General features: G+C 69.2%; 14 protein-coding genes. 5 read left to right on the top strand and 9 right to left on the bottom strand.

What is annotated here, in order from left to right; translation table 11 throughout:
- Nucleotides 1-61 precede the first annotated feature (61 nt).
- Nucleotides 62-916, top strand: coding sequence for a phosphatase PAP2 family protein (locus MRBLAR12_RS21710; protein WP_364748363.1), 855 nt, complete (start codon nt 62-64; stop codon nt 914-916).
- On the opposite strand, the gene MRBLAR12_RS21705 is transcribed toward MRBLAR12_RS21710, so the two are convergent.
- The 5 genes from MRBLAR12_RS21705 to MRBLAR12_RS21685 all read right to left on the bottom strand — a co-directional run bounded on the left by MRBLAR12_RS21705 (nt 869) and on the right by MRBLAR12_RS21685 (nt 8,056).
- Entirely contained in the window at nt 869-2,824 is a 1,956-nt protein-coding gene (locus tag MRBLAR12_RS21705; protein ID WP_364748360.1) for a glycogen debranching N-terminal domain-containing protein, read from the bottom strand. The genes MRBLAR12_RS21710 and MRBLAR12_RS21705 overlap by 48 nt on opposite strands.
- Nucleotides 2,825-2,850: 26 nt before the next feature.
- Nucleotides 2,851-4,041, bottom strand: coding sequence for an ABC transporter ATP-binding protein (locus tag MRBLAR12_RS21700; RefSeq protein ID WP_364748358.1), 1,191 nt, complete (start codon nt 4,039-4,041; stop codon nt 2,851-2,853).
- Nucleotides 4,038-5,537 (bottom strand): ABC transporter permease, encoded by a 1,500-nt coding sequence (locus MRBLAR12_RS21695; protein WP_414645560.1) that lies wholly within the window; start codon nt 5,535-5,537, stop codon nt 4,038-4,040. Before MRBLAR12_RS21695 ends, MRBLAR12_RS21700 begins: the two co-directional genes overlap by 4 nt.
- 98 nt (nt 5,538-5,635) lie before the next feature.
- Entirely contained in the window at nt 5,636-6,691 is a 1,056-nt protein-coding gene (locus MRBLAR12_RS21690; protein WP_364748352.1) for an iron ABC transporter substrate-binding protein, read from the bottom strand.
- Nucleotides 6,692-6,856: 165 nt separating this feature from the next.
- Nucleotides 6,857-8,056, bottom strand: a complete 1,200-nt coding sequence (locus MRBLAR12_RS21685; RefSeq protein WP_229994633.1) for a glycoside hydrolase family 76 protein — start codon at nt 8,054-8,056, stop codon at nt 6,857-6,859.
- 195 nt (nt 8,057-8,251) lie between these two features.
- Between MRBLAR12_RS21685 and MRBLAR12_RS21680 the strand changes: the two genes are divergently transcribed.
- On the top strand, nt 8,252-9,088 hold the full coding sequence (locus tag MRBLAR12_RS21680; protein ID WP_229994634.1) for an SDR family NAD(P)-dependent oxidoreductase: 837 nt from the start codon (nt 8,252-8,254) through the stop codon (nt 9,086-9,088).
- Nucleotides 9,089-9,114: 26 nt separating this feature from the next.
- Nucleotides 9,115-10,350: an acyl-CoA dehydrogenase family protein gene (locus MRBLAR12_RS21675; protein ID WP_364748460.1), complete on the top strand. Its 1,236-nt coding sequence runs from the start codon at nt 9,115-9,117 to the stop codon at nt 10,348-10,350.
- A gap of 8 nt (nt 10,351-10,358) precedes the next feature.
- Here MRBLAR12_RS21675 and MRBLAR12_RS21670 read toward each other — a convergent pair whose 3' ends face one another.
- The 4 genes from MRBLAR12_RS21670 to MRBLAR12_RS21655 form a co-directional block, all read right to left on the bottom strand.
- On the bottom strand, nt 10,359-11,201 hold the full coding sequence (locus MRBLAR12_RS21670; protein WP_229994635.1) for a DUF1684 domain-containing protein: 843 nt from the start codon (nt 11,199-11,201) through the stop codon (nt 10,359-10,361).
- A complete protein-coding gene (locus tag MRBLAR12_RS21665) occupies nt 11,188-11,859 on the bottom strand; it encodes a TetR/AcrR family transcriptional regulator (protein WP_364748347.1) in 672 nt (223 codons plus the stop codon). The genes MRBLAR12_RS21670 and MRBLAR12_RS21665 overlap by 14 nt, the downstream gene beginning before the upstream one ends.
- A gap of 70 nt (nt 11,860-11,929) precedes the next feature.
- Entirely contained in the window at nt 11,930-12,523 is a 594-nt protein-coding gene (locus MRBLAR12_RS21660; protein WP_229994637.1) for a TetR family transcriptional regulator, read from the bottom strand.
- Nucleotides 12,520-13,536 carry an aldo/keto reductase gene (locus MRBLAR12_RS21655; protein ID WP_229994638.1) on the bottom strand — a complete coding sequence of 339 codons (1,017 nt, stop codon included), beginning with the start codon at nt 13,534-13,536 and terminating at the stop codon, nt 12,520-12,522. The genes MRBLAR12_RS21660 and MRBLAR12_RS21655 overlap by 4 nt, the downstream gene beginning before the upstream one ends.
- A gap of 164 nt (nt 13,537-13,700) precedes the next feature.
- Here MRBLAR12_RS21655 and MRBLAR12_RS21650 point away from each other — a divergent pair, with 164 nt between their 5' ends.
- Together MRBLAR12_RS21650 and ppc are read left to right on the top strand one after the other, a co-directional pair.
- On the top strand, nt 13,701-14,381 hold the full coding sequence (locus tag MRBLAR12_RS21650) for an NADPH-dependent F420 reductase (RefSeq protein ID WP_364748344.1): 681 nt from the start codon (nt 13,701-13,703) through the stop codon (nt 14,379-14,381).
- Between the two features lie 239 nt (nt 14,382-14,620).
- Complete coding sequence (gene ppc, locus MRBLAR12_RS21645; protein ID WP_364748341.1) at nt 14,621-17,434, top strand: phosphoenolpyruvate carboxylase; 2,814 nt, start codon at nt 14,621-14,623, stop codon at nt 17,432-17,434.
- Nucleotides 17,435-17,453: the final 19 nt, after the last annotated feature.

Here is a 17,453-nt window from a genome sequence, read left to right as displayed (position 1 = left end):
TCCCAGCGAATTCCCAGCGGCCGTCCGGGCTGCAGGTAGTTGCCACTGGCAGGATTGGTCGATGCTTCTTGCCCAGCGTGCCCCGCGACCCCCTGCCCGCCCGCCGCTGATGTCCCAGCGGCGGCTCTTCTTCGTGGCAGCGGGCATGCTGATCGCGGGGGAGACGATCTTCTGGACCGTGCTCGCCGCCGTGCAGTCGAACAGCGGCGTGGCCGCCCTGGACGCGCCCGTGCACGATCGACTCGTGGCATCCCGGAACCCGCTCGCCACCGCTTTCCTGGCGGCCGTGACCGCGGTGACGTCGCCGCTGTGGATGACGGTGATCGGCTGCGCGGTGGCGCTGGCCTGGGCGGTCTGGAAACGGGAAGTCTGGCGTCCCGCCCTGCTAATCGGCGCCATGGCGGCCACCTTCGCGGTGTCCACGCTGATCAAGCATGACGTCGGCCGGGGCAGACCCGCCGCCAGCGACTTTCTGCTGGGACCGGATGATGCCCTGTCATTTCCCTCCGGCCATACCTTCGGTGCCGGCGTCTTCCTGTGCGTCGTCAGCTACCTGCTGGTGGCGGCCCGCGGAACGCGGACGAGCAAACAGTCGACGTCGGTGCTCGCCTTCGCGGCCGCAGCCGCTGGGACGCTGGTGGTCGCCTTCAGCCGCCTGTACCTGGGCTATCACTGGCTGACGGACGTGCTCGCCGCTATGGGCCTGGCGCTCGCCGTTACCGGGATCGTGATCCTGGCCGACGCGCTCCGCGCCTCTATGGCACCGCGGCCGGCGCCGTCCATCCGCATGGGGCGGGCCGCGCTCCCGACGCGGCCCGGGCCGGCGGAGGTTCGCCTGGCAGAAGTTAGCCTGTCAGAGCCAGGCCCGTCAGAGCCCGACGCCCATCGCCTGGGCGATCACCACCGCCGAGGCTGAGGACCACGCCTGCGGGTGGCACGACGCCGGATAGGGCACCGCGACGCCCGAGTCCTCGGCCCGCACCCCTGCGAACACCTCCGGCAGCCGGTGCCCGAAGGAGGCCGCCGCCGCGAGCAGGCCATCGGCGAGGATCCGGCCCTCGGCGATGAAACCGTCGGCCAGGAGGCCGCGGATCGCGATGGCGGTGTCGTGGCTCCAGACCGAGCCGCAGTGGTAGCTGAAGGGCCAAAACCCTGCGGCTCGCCGCGAAATCGTGTGCACGCCGTATCCGGAGAACAACTCGGGGCTCACCAGCCGGTCCGCCACGATCCGGGCCTCGGCCGCGTCCAGGATGCCCGTGCCCAGCAGGTGTCCCATGTTTGAGCCGGGGATGTCCAGGGGAACCCCGTGTCCGTCCAGGGCCATGGCCGGGAACGGTCCGCCGTCGTCCTCAACCCAGAAGCGCTCCCGGAACCTGAGCCGGAGGGCAGCGGCGAAGTCACGCAGTGCCTGGCCGCCGGGTTCGCCGAAGGCGTCGAACAGCTCCGCCGTCTCCATCGCTGCCTGGTACGCGTAGCCCTGCACCTCGGACAGGGCAATCGGCCCCTCGGCCTGGCGTCCGTCGCGGAACTGCATGGCGTCCCGGGAGTCTTTCCAGCCCTGGTTGCTCAGGCCGTGCCCGGACGCGTCACGGTAGCTGAGGAACCCGCCGTTGCCCGGTGCACCGTTGCCCGCTGTGCCGTCCGCTGCACCGACCGTTCCGTTGGTGCCGGCAGCGAGCAGCCATTCCGCGGCGCGTGCCGCGTTCGGCAGCAGCGACCGTACGGCGTCGTCGTCCCGGCCGGCGCGCCAGAGTTCGCCGAGCAGGCAAAGCCACAGCGGGGTGGAATCCACGGCACCGAAGTACACCGGCGGCAGACGCAGGCCCTGGCTCTCCAGCACAAGCTCTTTGGACCGCAGCTCGTGCAGGATCTTGCCGGGTTCCTCGGCCGCCGCGGCGTCCGTGCGGGTGCCCTGGAAGGCTGCAAGTGCGCGCAGCGTGCCCGCCGCCAGACCGGTGTCCGGTCCGGTGTCCAGCGGCAGCAGCAGCCGCGCGGCCCACAGCGAATCCCGCCCGAACAGCGTGAAGTACCAGGGCGCCCCGGCGGCGATGAACGGAGCATCCGGCAGCTGGCGGGTGGCCAGACGGAGCCCGGCCACTTCATCGAGGGAGTTATCCAGGAGCAGGCCCAAGGCTCCGGCCGGTCCGGTTCGCGGCGGCCGGGCTGCGGGCGGGCGGGCCGCCACCACGGCGTCGTCGTCGTCGGTGAGGATGGCCTGCCATTCGGCCTCGAACGGCCCGCCCCGGCCCAGGGTTCCGCGCCAGGTAAGGTGCCCTTCCGGGGTGACGGCGCCGGCGGCCGCAACCGTCAGGGTCTTGCCGCCCTGCCTCCAGCGCAGCGCGGACTCATCGGCAGAGACCGGCCCGGACGCGTCGCGGAAACGGCTGAGGCGGATCTGGGCCATGTCGGTGAAGTCGGCGGCAAGTTCAATGTCGATTTCGACGTCGAGGGACTCCAGTGAGGTGCGCAGCTGCAAGGTGTGCCGCACCACGCCCGGCGTCACGGTCCAGGTCTGGAAGAGCTCGACGGCGGGATCCTCAGTGGGTCCCGGGATGCCCCGGACCAGGCCCCGGACGCGCAGGACACCGCCGGGCTCGGTCTCGACGGCCGCCGGTTCGGGTTCCAGGCCGTTGACGCGCACGAGCGCCCGGCACAGCATCCGGGTGTCGCCGTGGAGCAGCCCGGTGAACCCGGCCGGATCAGCAGCCTCACCGGCTCCGGGCGGTTTGATCTCGCCGGCCAGGCGGCCGTCCGGATCGAGCCACAGCTGCGTGGGGGCGGCAACGGAGCAGTATTGGCGGTGCAGGCCAGGCTGAACAGTCATCCGCCCACCCTATCTGCAGAGCACGATTACGGAGACTGCTGCTCATCCACCGGGAAGGCCACGGCCTCGCCCACCACACGAAGCCGCAGCTCCGTGCCGGGACGGGCGATCGAGGCGTTCCAGTGCCGGATGGTGATGATTTCCCCGCCGCCGGGGTAGCGGTGGTCCGGGACGGCGCCGGCGGCAAGGACCGGCGGAACCGGGAGCTGGAGCCGCACCGTGGTCTCGGGGCCGAAGTAGTCGGTGTCCACCACGGTGCCGCGGATGGGGCCGTCCTCGGAAATACGGATCTGCTCGGGCCGCAGCATCAGCTGGACCCGGCCCTGCGCCGGCGGGCGGCGCACGGGGATCCCGCCGAGCGAACACGTGGCCAGGGAGCCTTCCATCCAGGCATCCAGGATGACGGCGTCGCCCAGGAATTCGGCGGTGGCACGGTCCGCCGGGCGGGTGTAGACGACGAACGGGTTGCCGATCTGGGCCAGCCTGCCGCCGCGCATCACGGCCACCTGGTCGGCGAAGGACAGCGCCTCGGCCTGATCATGCGTGACCAGGATCGTGGTGACGCCGGCATCCTTCAGGACCTGGGCCACAGCGCGGCGGGTGGCCACCCGCAGGCCGGCGTCCAGGGCGGAGAACGGCTCGTCCAGCAGCATGAGCGCGGGCTTGCGGGCCAGCGCCCGGGCCAGGGCGACCCGCTGCTGCTGGCCGCCGGAGAGCTGGTGCGGGCGGCGCTTGGCCATGGCCGGGTCCAGGGAGACCATTTCCAGCAGCTCGCCGACCCGCGCCTTGACGCCGCGGTGCCCGCCGGGGAGTTGCGAGGCGTCCAGGCCAAAGGAGATGTTCTGCCCGACGGTCAGGTGCGGGAACAAAGCGCCGTCCTGGGCCACGTAGCCGACGTGGCGCTTGTGGGCGGGGACCCAGGCGTTCTCGCCCGCCACCTTGCTCCCGCCCAGCGAGATGCTGCCGGTGTCCGGATGTTCGAAGCCGGCAATCAGGCGCAGGAGTGTGGTCTTGCCGGAGCCGGACGGCCCCACGATCGCCGTCGTTCCGCCCCTGGCGACGGAGAGGTTGACGCCCCTGAGGACGGCCTGGGGGCCAAAGTTCTTGGTGACCGCGTCGATTTCCAGGTGGCTGTTGGTGCTGGTGGCCACGGAAGCCGCGACTCGCGGCTCGGGCAGACGCGAGGGGGCCTCACGCGACGGGTAAACATCGGTCACTGTCCGGCTACTTTCTTGGACTGCTGGAAGAGGAGGTAGGTCATGGGCGCCGAGATCAGGATCATCAGCAGCGCATAGGGGGCGGCGCCAGCGTAATCGATCTCGCTGCTCTTGCTCCAGAACTCTGTGGCGAGGGTGCGCGTCCCGTTGGGCGAGAGCAGGAGGGTGGCCGTGAGTTCGTTGACAATCCCCAGAAACACCAGGGCAGCGCCGCCGGCCGCGGCGGGAGCGGTGAGGCGGAGCGTCACGCGCAGGAACGCCAGCAGCGGCGGCTTGCCGAGCACCTGGGCGGCCTCGTCGAGTTCCTTCGGTGCCTGGGCCAGCCCCGAGCGGATGTTCACCAGGGCCCGGGGGAGGAACAACAGCACATAGGCCGCGATAAGCAGCGCTGAGGTCTGGTACATGCTGGGCACCATCCGGATGCTCACGGTCACGAAGGCCAGGCCCACCACAATCCCGGGCATCGAGCTGGTGATGTAGTTGGACAGCTCCAAAGACTTGCTGAACCAGCCGGGACGCCGCACGGCCAGAAAAGCCATGGGGAACGCGACCACGGTTGTGGCGACGGCCCCCGCAAGGCCATAGGCCAAGGTCTGCAGAAGGGCCGGCATGAATTCCTCGGCTGCCCAGATTTCCGGGCCACCGGCGACGATCCAGCGCAGCACAAACGTCAGCGGCAGGCCGAACGCCAGCCCGGTGAGGGCGATCAGGGACAGCTGGGCGGGGACTTGATAGGCGTGCAGCGGCAGGCGCAAGGCGCGCGCCTGGGCGCCCGAGCCGATCCTGGCGTACCGGGCGCTGCCGCGGCTGCGGACCTCCACGAGCAGCAAGATCAGGCACAGGAACACCAGCACGCTGGCCAGCATGTTCCCCGCGGTCCCGTTGAAGGTGGACTGGTACTGCACCATGATCGCGGTGGTGAACGTGTCGAAGCGGATCATCGCGAACGCCCCGTATTCGGCCAGCAGGTGCAGCGCGACCAGCAGCCCGCCGCCGGTCATGGCGATGCGCAGCTGCGGCAGCACCACGCGGAAGAACGCGCGCCAGGCGCCGAGCCCGAGGGAGGCGGCGGACTGTTCGATCGCCGGGTCCAGGCGGCTGAGCGTCGCGGCCGCCGGGATGTACACGAGCGGGAAATAGGAGAGGGTGGCGATCAGGACCCCGGACCACAGCCCGCCGAGGGAGGGCACCGCGGAAACCCAAGCGTAGCTGTTGACGAAGGCGGGGATGGCCAGCGGCGCGGCCAGCAGCACGGCCCACCATTTCCGGCCCCTGAGGCTGGTGCGTTCGACCAGCCACGCGCCGCCGACGCCCAGGACCAGGCACAGCGGCACCGTCACCACGGTCAGCAGCACGGTGTTCAGCAGGAGTTCGCCCACGCGCGGGCGCAGGATCAAGGCGGCGGCGGTGTCCCAGCCAGTGGAGGCCGTCATGAAGACCACGTAGGCCAGGGGCACCAGGGAAAACAGGGCGATCAGGACCGCAATGATGGACACGACAGAGACGCCGAAAGGCGGGCGGGGACGTTTGCCCCTGCCCGCCGTCGTCGTGTTCCCGGATGGACCGGGGACCGCCAGCTTGCTAGTCACTGCTGCTACAGCAGTCCTGCCTGGGTCATCAGCTCGGTGACCTTGGCGGAATTGAGCTTGGCGGGATCCACTGTGGGTGCCTGCAGCTCCTTGAGCGGAACCAGCTTGTCGTTGGACGGGACGTCCGAGGCGACGGCGTACTCGAAGGAGGTGCCCTTCTGGAGCACTTCCTGGCCCTTCTTGCCGGTGATGAACTTCAGGAAGGACTGGGCCGCTGCGGCGTTCTTGGAGGACTTCAGCACGCCGCCGCCGGAGATGGAGACGAATGCGCCCGGGTCCTGGTTCTTGAAGTAGAACGGCGTGACGTTGTTGGAGTTCTCGCCGGTCTTGGCCTGGTCGCCGTAGTAGTAGTAGTGGTAGATCAGGGCGGCGTCCACTTCGCCGGCGTTGACGGCCTTCATGGCCGTGCTGTTGCCCTTGTACGCCTTGGAGTTCTCTTTCATGCCCTTGAGCCATGCCTGCGTGGCGGCTTCACCCTTGAGTTCCAGCAGGGCCGAGACGATCGCCTGGAAGTCGGCGCCGGACGGGGAAGCGGCCCATTTGCCCTTCCACTCGGGGTTGGCCAGATCCAGCATGGACTTAGGCAGCTTGTCGGCGCTGATCTTGTTCTTGTCATAAACCAGCACGGTGGAGCGGGCCGCGATGCCAGTCCACTTGTTGGTGGAAGGACGGAATTCGGCGGGGACCTGGTCCACGGTGGCCTTGTCCACGTCCGCGAAGAGGCCGGCGTTTTCCACCTGGGCCATGGCGGGGGAGTTCTCGGTGAGGAAGACGTCCGCCGGCGAGGCCTGGCCTTCCTGGACGATCTGGTTGGACATTTCGGTGTCGTCGCCCTGGCGCACGGTGACCTTGATGCCGGTTTCGGCGGTGAAGGCGTCGATCCACTCTTTGGTCAGGGATTCGTGCTGGGCGTTATAGACCGTGATCTCGCCGGCGGAGGAGCCACCGGCGGCTGCGCTGCTGCCGGCCGGGGAGGAGGAGCCGGAGCCGCAGGCGGCCAGGCCCAGGGCGGCAGTGGCGGCCAGGGCGATGCCCGCCAGCGCGTTGGTGCGGATCTTCATGGGGCTACTTTCTGCAAGGAAGTCGTCGTAGTGCCCTGCCCCCCGTGAGCGGGGAAGTTAGGGCATGCTCACTACGAAAGACTGTAGGTTAGCCAAACCTAAGCGACCAACCCGAATCCGCATTAAGTGATCAGTATCACATGAATTACGAAACTGTTGCGTGACCTAATTGGGCTGCGGTGCCGGCGCCGTCGCGATGGATGCGGCCGCCTCCAGCACCATCCAGGCCTGGAGCTGTGTGGACAGCTCGACGGCGGCGCCCTCCGGGTAGCTGCGGCGTGCCGGCAGTTCAGTGCGGTCGGAGAAGACCAGATGGCTGCCGGGGCGCGCGAGGCGGTCCTGCGCCGGGAGGATCCGACGGCCTTCCCAGAGGGCCTCGGCTGTATCGTTCACGAGTGCCGCCGCCGTGGCCCGGGTTTCGGCGGGCAGCCGTTCGTCGACGGCGGCAAGGGCCAGGTAGCGGACGAGGATCCCGGTGAAGAGTCCGCCGTCGCCCCTTCCCTCGCAGCGCAACACCGCAGCGGTTCGCCCCAGCAGCGGGGCCGGATGCGTGAGGCTGCGCGCCACGGCGGCCACCAGCGCGGCCGCACGCCCGAGGTTCGCCTCGCCCCCAAGTTCGAGCAAGGCCCCGAGGACGGGCCCCTGGTTGTAGGTGTAGATGGTCTCTTCCAGCACCACGTCACCCGTCCCGGAAATCCGCAGGCCGTCCCGGTAGAGGCCTTGCCCGGGTTCGTAGAGCTTGGCGTCCAGCCAGTCCAGCAGGGCCTGCGCCTTGGCCCGGTTGCCCGTCCGCGCGTAGTAGAGGGCCACCGGTGCGGTGGCGGGTGTGTTCTTGAAATCGCGCTTCGTGCTCCAGAAGGTGCCGCCGCCGAGGTCGTCGGTGGAGGCGGAGTCGAACTGCAGGGTCAGGCTCTGCAGGACCTTGGCGTTGCGCTGCCGGCCGGTGCGTTTGCGGCTGTCCTCGGCGAGCTTGTCCAGCCGGAGCGTGGCCAGGGCCAGCCAGGCCATGTCGTCGTAGTAGTTGTTGACCACCGTGAGCAAATTGCGCAGCCGGATGCCCGTGACGAGCCGCGATGCGAGGCGGCCGGCGCTGGGCCGGTTCTCGCCGTCGAACTTGGCCCCCCGACGCCCGGGCGAGCCCAGTTCCCGGCGGCCGGCGTCCACGAGGCAGTCCAGGTAGTGTGCCTGCCACCAGTAGTGCCAGGGCCGGGACAGGTTCTTCAGCCGGCCTGACGGCCGGAGGATCGCGGCGATGTGGGTTCCCGGCAGGAAGAAGAGCCGCTGCCCGAAAAGCCTGGTCACCGAGCGGGCTGCCTCGTCCGCGCGGAAGGACCAGTTGGGGGCGGAGGCGTCGGCTCGGGTCATGGCTCAAGCCTATTCGCGGGAGCCCGTCCGGACCTCGATCGTGACCGCGGCCCTGAGCGGGTGCGCCCAAAGGTGCGCAATGGCCGCATTCCAGTTAACATTCACTAACTAATGTTCCCCGCGGGCTGCTGCTTCAGGCGCCGCCCGCGTCAGAGGCTTCGCGGCCGGGGTTCGGTTCCACATCAAGGAGGATGGATGGACATCAAGGGTACTGTCGCGCTGATCACGGGCGGGGCCTCAGGTCTCGGAGCAGCCACGGCCAGGCGCCTGTTCGACGCCGGTGCGTCGGTGGTGCTCGTGGACCTGCCGGGTTCCGCCGGGGACGCCTTTGCCGCCGAACTGACCGCCTCCGCCGCTAGCGAGGCCGCCGCCGGTGCCGCCGCCGGTACGCCGGCCGGAACCGGCCGCACGGCCGTCTTCGTCCCCGCCGACGTCACGGACGAGGTGCAGGTGCAGGCCGCCGTCGATGCCGCCGCCGCCCTGGGCCCGCTGCGCATCGTGGTGAACTGCGCGGGAATCGCGACCCCCGGCAAGGTCCTGGGCCGCGAGGGCGTGCTCCCGCTGGAGGCCTTCAACCGCGTCATCCAGATCAACCTCGTGGGCACCTTCAACGTGATCCGCCTCGCCGCGGCCGCCATGGCCACCACCGAGCCCGCCGCCACCGAACTCGGCGGGCCCGAACGCGGCGTCATCATCAACACCGCCTCCGTTGCCGCGTTCGACGGCCAGATCGGCCAGCCCGCCTACGCCGCCTCCAAGGGCGCTGTCGCCGCCATGACCTTGCCGATCGCCCGCGAACTCGCGCGCTCGCTGATCCGGGTGGTCACCATCGCACCGGGCATCTTTGAGACTCCCATGATGGCCGGCCTGCCGCAGGAGGCGCAGGACTCCCTGGGCCAGCAGGTGCCGCACCCCTCGCGGCTGGGCCGCCCCGCCGAATACGCGAACCTCGCCGCGCACATTGTGGAGAACGCCATGCTCAACGGCGAGACGATCCGTCTCGACGGCGCCATCCGCATGGGCCCGAAATGACCGGCTCCGAAATGACCGGCTCCGAAATGACCAGGACAGGGCTGGCTGCCACGGCCGCACCGTCAGTGGCAGCACCGTCAGTGGCGGGGCTGCCCACGGCGGACTTCTTCGATTACGAATCCCTGCTCAGCGCGGCGGAGCGGGCCAAACTGGCGCAGCTGCGGGAGTTCCTGGCCGCCGAGGTCGCCCCGTTCGCCACGGACTGGTGGAACAAGGCCGAATTCCCGGCCCGCATCCTGCCCAAACTGGCCGCCCTGGAGCTCAGCGCCCCCGCCCAGCGCGGCTACAGCAACCTGTTCGCCGGGATCATCATTGCCGAGATGACCCGGGTGGACACCTCGCTCGCCACGTTCTTCCTGGTCCACCATGACCTTTTTGTGGAGTCGCTCTACGGCTTCGGCTCCGAGGAGCAGAAGGCGCGCCTGCTCGAGGACGCGGCGAACCTGCGCACCACCGGCGCCTTTGCCCTCACCGAACCGGACCACGGCTCGGACGTTGCCGGCGGCATGGAAACCCGGGCCCGGCGGGTCCCCGGCGGCGCGGCCGACGGCGGCGACGCCTGGGTGCTCAACGGCGCCAAGCGCTGGATCGGCAACGGGACGTTTTGCGACTACATGCTGGTCTGGGCCCGGGACGAGGCCGACGGCGGCATCCGCGGCTTCATCGTCGACGCCACCTTGCCGGGCGTGAGCCGGAGCCGGATCGAGAACAAGATTGCGCTGCGCACGGTGCAGAATGCGGACATCGTCTTCACCGACGTCCGCGTGGCCGAAACGGACCGCTTCGCGGGCATCAGCAGCTTCGAGGACACCAACGAGCTCCTGCGCGGTTCCCGGATCATGGTGGCCTGGCAGGGCGTGGGGCAGCAGCTCGCGGCCTTCGACGTCGCCCGGCAGTACGCCGTCGAACGCCAGCAGTTCGGCCGCCCGCTGGCGAAGTTCCAGCTGGTCCAGCAGCAACTGGTGACCATGCTCGGCAACGCCGTGGCCAGCATGGGCATGATGGTCCGGATCGCGCAGCTGCAGGACCAGGGCGCCGCGGACATGCCGCAGGTGGCCCTCGCGAAGTCCTATGTCAGCGCCAGGATGCGCGAAACCGTGGCGATGGGCCGGTCCCTGCTGGGCGGCAACGGGATCGTCACCGACTACCGGATGGCCAAGATCTTCTCCGACGCCGAGGCGATCTACACCTACGAGGGCTCGTTCGAGATCAACACCCTGATCACGGGGCGTGCCGTCACCGGCGTGTCCGCGATCGTCTAGAAGACCGTTCAGAAGAGGCCGGGTTCCTTCTCGCCGGCTGCGATGCGGTAGTCCAGGCTGTTGTTCTTCACCGGCATGGGGCAGGTGCCGTACGGGGTGAAGGCACTGGGGTAGTTGATGGCCCGGTTGAAATCCAAGATCACGGTCGCATTTCCGGATGAATCGACGCGGGGTTTTGCGGTGGAGACTTTCCGCCACTCGTCCGTCGATTCCCCATTGGTCTCGTCGTGGAACGTGACCGTCAACGCACCGAGCTTCTCCTCCTCGGCGTGCAGGTGGAACTCGTGGTCTGTGCCGGGCAGCCGGAAGACCAACTCGCCGACCGAGCGGTGGACCCCGTCCACGAGCGGGTTGGCGGTGCCGATCGGGACATCCACGGGCTCGGGATAGGGCATGAACCGGGCCTCGATGACCAGGTCCGGGCGGAAGTCGAAGGTGGGCACGCCGTCGAACTCCGTGAACGCCGGGGACTGGGAGTCGCGCGTGCGGATCGCGTACTTGTCCGCCCGCATGGCGAGCTCCACCACCACCTGGCGGCCGTCGTCGCCGCCGTACTGGACCCACATGAGTGATTCCTCGTCCGAGAGCACGGCGCTGATGGTCCCGTCCACGGGTTCGCCGGTTTCCACGAGGGTCAGACCGTCCGGCGCGGCGGCGGTGAGGAACGCCGTCGTGCCGTCAGTGGACCAGAGCCCGGGGGCGAGCTCGACGGCGGCCGGCCGGTCCTCGAGCCACTGGAACGAGGTCAGCGTCAGCCAGCCGTGGTCGCTGGCGAGGGCCGCGTTCCGGCTGTTCCGGAAGCGCTGCCAGCGGGCAAGCTGCGGGTCGACCGCGGGCTCAATGGTGGTCATGGGTTCCTCCAGGGTTTCCGTCGGGGCCGGTTCTCAGGCTGCGTCCGCCGGGGGAGCTGCCGAGGCTGGCAGCCACCAGTTGGGCTGCGGTGGTCCCGGCGGCGGTGGCCGCTTCCGGGTCGCCGTCGAGCACTCCGCTGGCCAGGCCGCCGTCGAGGAGCAGGGTCAGGCTGCGGGCAAGCTGGTCCGGGTCCTGGGCGCCGGCGCGGGCGGCCAGGTCCCGGATCCAGGCGCGGATCTGCTGCTTGTGGGCCACGGTCCGGTCGTGGACCCGGGTGCCGGCGGCCGACTCGGCAGCTGCGTTGATGAAGGCGCAGCCGCGGTAGCCGTCCCGCCGGCAGGCGGTTGTCAGGGCATCGAACAGGCCCACGAGCTGCGCGGCGGGGTCTTCGCCGGCGGCCTCGGCGGCGGCGTGCAGCTGCCCGGTCCAGATGCCGTCGACCTTCTCCAGATAAGCCAGGATGAGGTCGTCCTTGGCCGGAAAGTACTTATAGAACGTGGCTTTCGCGACGCCGGACTCGGCGATGATCGTATCGATGCCGGCAGCCCGGAATCCGTGCGCGTAGAAGAGCCGGAAGGCCGTGGCCAGGATTTTCTCTCTGGCCTGCCCGGCGGGGGTGCGGGCCGCCGGCGGGGCAGGGGCTGCTGACAGCGTCATGACACCATCGTACACAGACAAGTCTGTCTACGCCCTGGCTCGAATCACGCCCCGCAGGCCTGCCCCGGGCTCACGGCCGTACGGCCAGGCCCTGTACGAGCAGCCGCCAGACCTCCTGCAGCTGGGCCCCGATGGCCGGATCCGCCCATTCCGCCGCGTGCAGCGGGTGGTGGAACCGCGCGGTCGCGTGCAGGACCGCAAGGCCTGCCGTCGGCGGATCCGTGACAGCAAACTCGCCCCTGCTGACGCCGTCGGCAATGATTTCCGTGAGCTGCGCGGCCAGATGCCCAACGTGGACCGCCACGACATCCCGTGCCTCGGTGGTCAGCTGGCTGAAGGTGGCAAACAGCTCGGGATCGTTCAGCGCCATGCCCTGCTTGATGGCCGCGAGCCGTTCAAGCCAGCGGAGCAGACGTTCCGCAGCCGGGCCGTCCGTATCCCGGGCCGGATCCAGCGGATCTGCGAGGCGGTCCAGCCAGCGCCGGGCCACCGCGTCCCGCAGCGCGACTTTCGTGGGGAAGTGCCGGTACACGCTGCCGTGGCTGACGCCGAGGGCCTTTGCCACGTCCACCACCGTGGCCTTGGCCGGCCCGAAGCGCCGCAGCACGTCTTCCGCGGCGTCGAGGATGCGCTCTTCCGTCAGGACGACGGCGGCAGGGGTCACCGGCGTTCGCTGTCGAGCATGGCCATCTGGCCGGCGTCGTAACGCGTGCCCGCGGCGGCGTCGGCCGGGACGGCGTCCTCGATCTCCGCAAGGTCCTCGACGGAGAGGACCAGATCGGTTGCTCCCAGCGATTCGGTGAGCCGCTCGCGGCGGCGGGCGCCGATGAGGGGGACGATGTCCTCGCCGCGGGAGAGGACCCAGGCGATGGCGAGCTGGGCGACGGTCGCACCCTTACGGTCCGCGATGCCGCGCAGCCGTTCGACGAGTTCGAGGTTGCGCTGCAGGTTCTCGCCGGAGAAGCGGGGCAGGTGGGCCCGGAAGTCGCGTCGGTTCTCGGTTCCGGCCGCGGGCCAGTGGCCCGAGACCAGGCCGCGGGACAGCACGCCGTACGCGGTGACGCCGACGCCGAGTTCGCGGGCCGTGGGCAGGATGTCCTGCTCGATGCCTCGTGAGATGAGTGAGTACTCAATCTGGAGGTCGGAGACCGGGTGGACGGCGTTGGCGCGGCGCAGGGTATCGGCGCCAACCTCGGAGAGCCCGATGTGGCGGATGAGGCCCTGCTGCACGAGCTCGGCCAGTGCGCCCATGGTTTCCTCGACCGGCACGGTCGGATTCAGGCGGGCGGGCCGGTAGATGTCCACGTAGTCGGTGCCGAGGCGCCGCAGGGTATAGGCGAGGAAGTTCTTGACGGCGGCGGGCCGGGTGTCCACGCCGTTCCATCCGCCCCGGGCATCGCGCAGGACACCGAATTTCACGCTGATCTGGGCGTTCTCGCGCCGGCGGCCGCGGATCGCGTCGCGCAGCAGCATTTCGTTGTGCCCCATGCCGTAAAAGTCCCCGGTGTCCAGCAGCGTCACGCCGGCGTCGAGGGCGGCCTGGATCGTGGCGACACTCTCGGCGTCGTCGGCGGGACCGTAAAGATCGGACATGCCCATCAGTCCGAGACCGATGGGGGCGGTGGTGGGGCCCGTGGAGCCCAGCGTGCGGGTGGCGCCGAGAGTAGAAGTTGTCATGGATCCAGCGTACAACAATCAGTTGACAGATTTCAAACTTTGTCAGTCGTTCTTTTTCGGCATGCAGGATGCAATCCCTCCTTGTCGTAGACAGGTCTGTCTGATAGCGTCGTGCCGACACGTAGACGAACCTGTCTACTCCGCTGATTCAGAACGAGGATGCCATGAAGATTGCAGTACTGGGAACCGGCATGGTGGGGCGCACGATTTCCGGCGCACTCGCGGGCCTGGGGCACGATGTCGTGATGGGCACCCGCGACCCGCAGGCGACGCTCGCCCGGACCGAGCCGGACATGATGGGCACCGCGCCGTTCGCCCAGTGGCACGCCGCCAACACCGGAATCGCCCTCGCCGCCTTTGCCGACGCTGCGGCCGGCGCAGAGCTGGTCGTCAACGCGACGAACGGCGGCGGCTCCCTGGCGGCTCTGGCCGCCGCAGGCACGGGGAACCTCGCCGGCAAAGTCATCATGGACATCGCCAACCCGCTGGACTTTTCGCAGGGCATGCCGCCGTCGTTGAACCCGGTGAACACGGACAGCCTCGGCGAGCAGATCCAGCAGGCCTTCCCGGAGGCCAAGGTGGTCAAGACGCTGAACACCATGACGGCGTCCGTGATGGTGGATCCGGCGCGCGTTGCCGGCGGCGACCACTCGGTGTTCGTCTCCGGGGACGACGCCGAGGCCAAGGCCGCCGTAACGGAACTGCTCAAGGGCTTCGGCCACCGGGACGTGATTGACCTCGGGGACATCACGAGTGCCCGCGGCGCGGAAATGATCCTGCCGATCTGGCTGCGGCTCTGGGGCGCGCTGGGCACCGGCGAGTTCAATTTCAAGATCGCGCGCTAACGCGTTCACCCAACTAACTCGCAGCTGGGGCCGTTTTGGGCGCCCAAAAGAGGCCACAACTGCGGGCTAGAGGGGGCCGGGGGCCAGGGGGGCTGGGCGGCGCGGCAGGGCCTGACACTATCTGAGACGGAATTCCAGCCGGGAGTGCCTGCGGGTAACATCCCATGGGAAGAAGTAATCGGGCTCACAGTATCCAGCGCAGTGTACGAGCCAAGTCGAACCCTCGAAAGATAGTTTCCATGGCTGACACTGCAATGCATTCCGACACCGATCTTGCCGCCGAACTCCGGGCTGATGTCCGCCGGGTCTCCACCCTGCTGGGCGAATCCCTGGTCCGCCAGCACGGACCGGAACTCCTGGACCTCGTGGAGCAGGTGCGCCTGCTGACCAAGGAATCGAAGGAGGCCGCCCGCGGCGGGGCCGACGCCACCGGGCCGTGGAGCTCGTACGACGTCGTCGCCCAGGTCCGCGAACTGCTCGGCTCCCTGCCGCTGGACCAGGCCACCGACCTGGTCCGCGCGTTCGCGTTCTACTTCCACCTGGCGAACGCCGCCGAGCAGGTCCACCGGGTCCGCGGGCTGCGCACCCGGCAAGAAAAGGACGGCTGGCTCGCCAAAGCCGTTGAGGAGATCGCGGACCAGGCCGGCAACTCCGTGCTGCAGGAAGTCGTCAACGAACTCGACGTCCGTCCCATCTTCACCGCACACCCCACCGAGGCCTCCCGCCGTTCCGTGCTGGACAAAATCCGCCGGCTCTCGGACATCCTGTCCGAATCCACGGCGGAGGGCACGTCCGCGCGCCGCCGCCAGGACCGCCACCTGTCCGAAGTGATCGACCAGATGTGGCAGACGGACGAGCTCCGCCAGGTCCGGCCCACCCCGGTGGATGAGGCCCGGAACGCCATCTACTACCTCACCGGGATCCTCAGTGACGCCATGCCGGAAATGCTCTCGGACCTCTCCGAGCTGCTCGCCGAGCACGGCGTCACGCTGCCGCCGCAGAAGGCGCCGATCCGCTTCGGCTCCTGGATCGGAGGGGACCGGGACGGCAACCCCAACGTCACCGCCGCCGTCACCCGCGAAATCCTCCAGATCCAGAACCAGCACGCCGTACGGATCAGCATCGGCCTGATCGACGGGCTCATCTCCATCCTGTCGAATTCGACCGCGCTGGCCGGGGCCGACCAGGAACTCCTGGACTCGATCGACGTCGACCTGGGGAACCTGCCGGGCCTGGACCGCCGCGTCCTGGAGCTGAACGCGCAGGAGCCGTACCGGCTCAAACTCACCTGCATCAAGGCCAAACTGATCAACACCGGCCGGCGGGTCACGGCCGGATCCGCGCACGAGCCCGGCCGCGACTACACCGCCACCGCGGAGCTCCTCGCCGAGCTCGGCCTGCTGGAACGGTCGCTGCGGAACCACCACGCTGCCCTCGCCGCCGACGGCGCCCTGTCCCGGGTCCGCCGCGCCATCGCCTCCTTCGGCCTGCACCTGGCCACCCTGGACATCCGCGAGCACGCCGACCACCACCACGAGGCCGTCGGGCAGCTCATGGACCGCCTCGGCGGCCCCGGTGTCCGGTACGCCGAACTCAGCCGCGCCGAGCGGTTGGAGGTGCTGGGCTCCGAACTCGCCTCCCGGCGTCCGCTCTCCGGCCACCCGATCAAGCTCGACGGCGTCGCTGACGGCACGTACGACGTCTTCCGGGAGATCCGGCGTGCCCTGCGCACCTACGGCCCCGACGTGATCGAGACCTACATCATCTCCATGACCCGCGGCGCGGACGACGTCCTGGCCGCGGCCGTGCTGGCCCGCGAGGCCGGCCTGGTCAGTCTCTTCGGCGAGGCGCCCTACGCCAAGATCGGGTTCGCGCCGCTGCTGGAAACCGTCGACGAGCTCCGCGCGTCGGCCGAGATCGTGGACCAGCTGCTCTCTGATTCGTCCTACCGCGAACTGGTCCGGCTCCGCGGCGACGTGCAGGAGATCATGCTCGGCTACTCGGACTCCAACAAGGAATCCGGCGTCATGACGAGCCAGTGGGAAATCTACAAGACCCAGCGCAAGCTCCGGGACGTGGCCGCGAAGCACGGCGTCCGCGTGCGCCTCTTCCATGGCCGCGGCGGCTCGGTGGGCCGCGGCGGCGGGCCGACCTACGATGCCATCATGGCCCAGCCCAACGGCGTGCTCGAGGGCGAGATCAAGTTCACCGAGCAGGGCGAGGTCATCTCGGACAAGTACTCCCTGCCGGAGCTGGCCCGCGAAAACCTCGAGCTCTCCCTTGCCGCGGTGCTGCAGGGCTCGGCACTGCACCGCGCGCCGCGCACCTCGGAGGACCAGCGCGTGCGCTACGGCCACGTCATGGAAACCGTCTCCGACGCCGCGTTCGCGCGCTACCGCACGCTGATCGAGGACCCCGACCTGCCCGCCTACTTCATGGCCTCCACCCCGGTGGAGCAGCTGGGATCCCTGAACATCGGATCCCGTCCGTCCAAGCGGCCCGATTCCGGCGCCGGACTGGAGGGACTGCGGGCCATCCCGTGGGTGTTCGGCTGGACGCAGTCACGGCAGATCGTGCCGGGCTGGTTCGGCGTGGGCTCCGGCCTCAAGGCCGCGCGCGAGGCCGGAAACTCGGCCCAGCTCAAGGAGATGATCGAGGGCTGGCACTTCTTCCGATCGGTGCTTTCCAACGTGGAAATGACCCTGGCGAAGACGGACATGGACATTGCCGGCTACTACGTCTCCACCCTGGTGCCGGAGGAGCTGCACCACCTGTTCCATGCCATTCGGGAAGAGTATGAGCTCACCGTCGAGGAAATCCAGAACCTCACGGGCGAGCACGTGATCCTCGATGCCCAGCCCACCCTGAAGCGCTCCCTCGAGATCCGGGACCAGTACCTCGACCCGATCAGCTACCTGCAGGTGGAGCTGCTGCGCCGCGTCAGGGCCGAGGCCGCAGCGGGCATGTCCGGTGCCGAGATCGACGAGCGCCTCCAGCGCGCCATGCTGATCACGGTCAACGGAGTCGCCGCCGGGCTGCGCAACACCGGGTAGCCCTCTCAGACCCTCCCGC

This window comes from Arthrobacter sp. LAR12-1-1.1 (assembly GCF_040676555.1).
Lineage (GTDB): Bacteria > Actinomycetota > Actinomycetes > Actinomycetales > Micrococcaceae > Arthrobacter.
Note: the sequence above shows the minus strand (reverse complement) of the source record. Positions and strands in the feature narration are given on the sequence as shown.

What these genes read in the sequence shown, in the direction of transcription:
- MRBLAR12_RS21670 (WP_229994635.1), bottom strand. Translation starts at nt 11,201, where the DNA reads ATGACCACCATTGAGCCCGCGGTCGACCCGCAGCTTGCCCGCTGGCAG.
- MRBLAR12_RS21710 (WP_364748363.1), top strand. Translation starts at nt 62, where the DNA reads ATGCTTCTTGCCCAGCGTGCCCCGCGACCCCCTGCCCGCCCGCCGCTG.
- MRBLAR12_RS21665 (WP_364748347.1), bottom strand. Translation starts at nt 11,859, where the DNA reads ATGACGCTGTCAGCAGCCCCTGCCCCGCCGGCGGCCCGCACCCCCGCC.
- MRBLAR12_RS21690 (WP_364748352.1), bottom strand. Translation starts at nt 6,691, where the DNA reads ATGAAGATCCGCACCAACGCGCTGGCGGGCATCGCCCTGGCCGCCACT.
- ppc (WP_364748341.1), top strand. Translation starts at nt 14,621, where the DNA reads ATGGCTGACACTGCAATGCATTCCGACACCGATCTTGCCGCCGAACTC.
- MRBLAR12_RS21680 (WP_229994634.1), top strand. Translation starts at nt 8,252, where the DNA reads ATGGACATCAAGGGTACTGTCGCGCTGATCACGGGCGGGGCCTCAGGT.
- MRBLAR12_RS21675 (WP_364748460.1), top strand. Translation starts at nt 9,115, where the DNA reads ATGACCAGGACAGGGCTGGCTGCCACGGCCGCACCGTCAGTGGCAGCA.
- MRBLAR12_RS21705 (WP_364748360.1), bottom strand. Translation starts at nt 2,824, where the DNA reads ATGACTGTTCAGCCTGGCCTGCACCGCCAATACTGCTCCGTTGCCGCC.
- MRBLAR12_RS21655 (WP_229994638.1), bottom strand. Translation starts at nt 13,536, where the DNA reads ATGACAACTTCTACTCTCGGCGCCACCCGCACGCTGGGCTCCACGGGC.
- MRBLAR12_RS21685 (WP_229994633.1), bottom strand. Translation starts at nt 8,056, where the DNA reads ATGACCCGAGCCGACGCCTCCGCCCCCAACTGGTCCTTCCGCGCGGAC.
- MRBLAR12_RS21650 (WP_364748344.1), top strand. Translation starts at nt 13,701, where the DNA reads ATGAAGATTGCAGTACTGGGAACCGGCATGGTGGGGCGCACGATTTCC.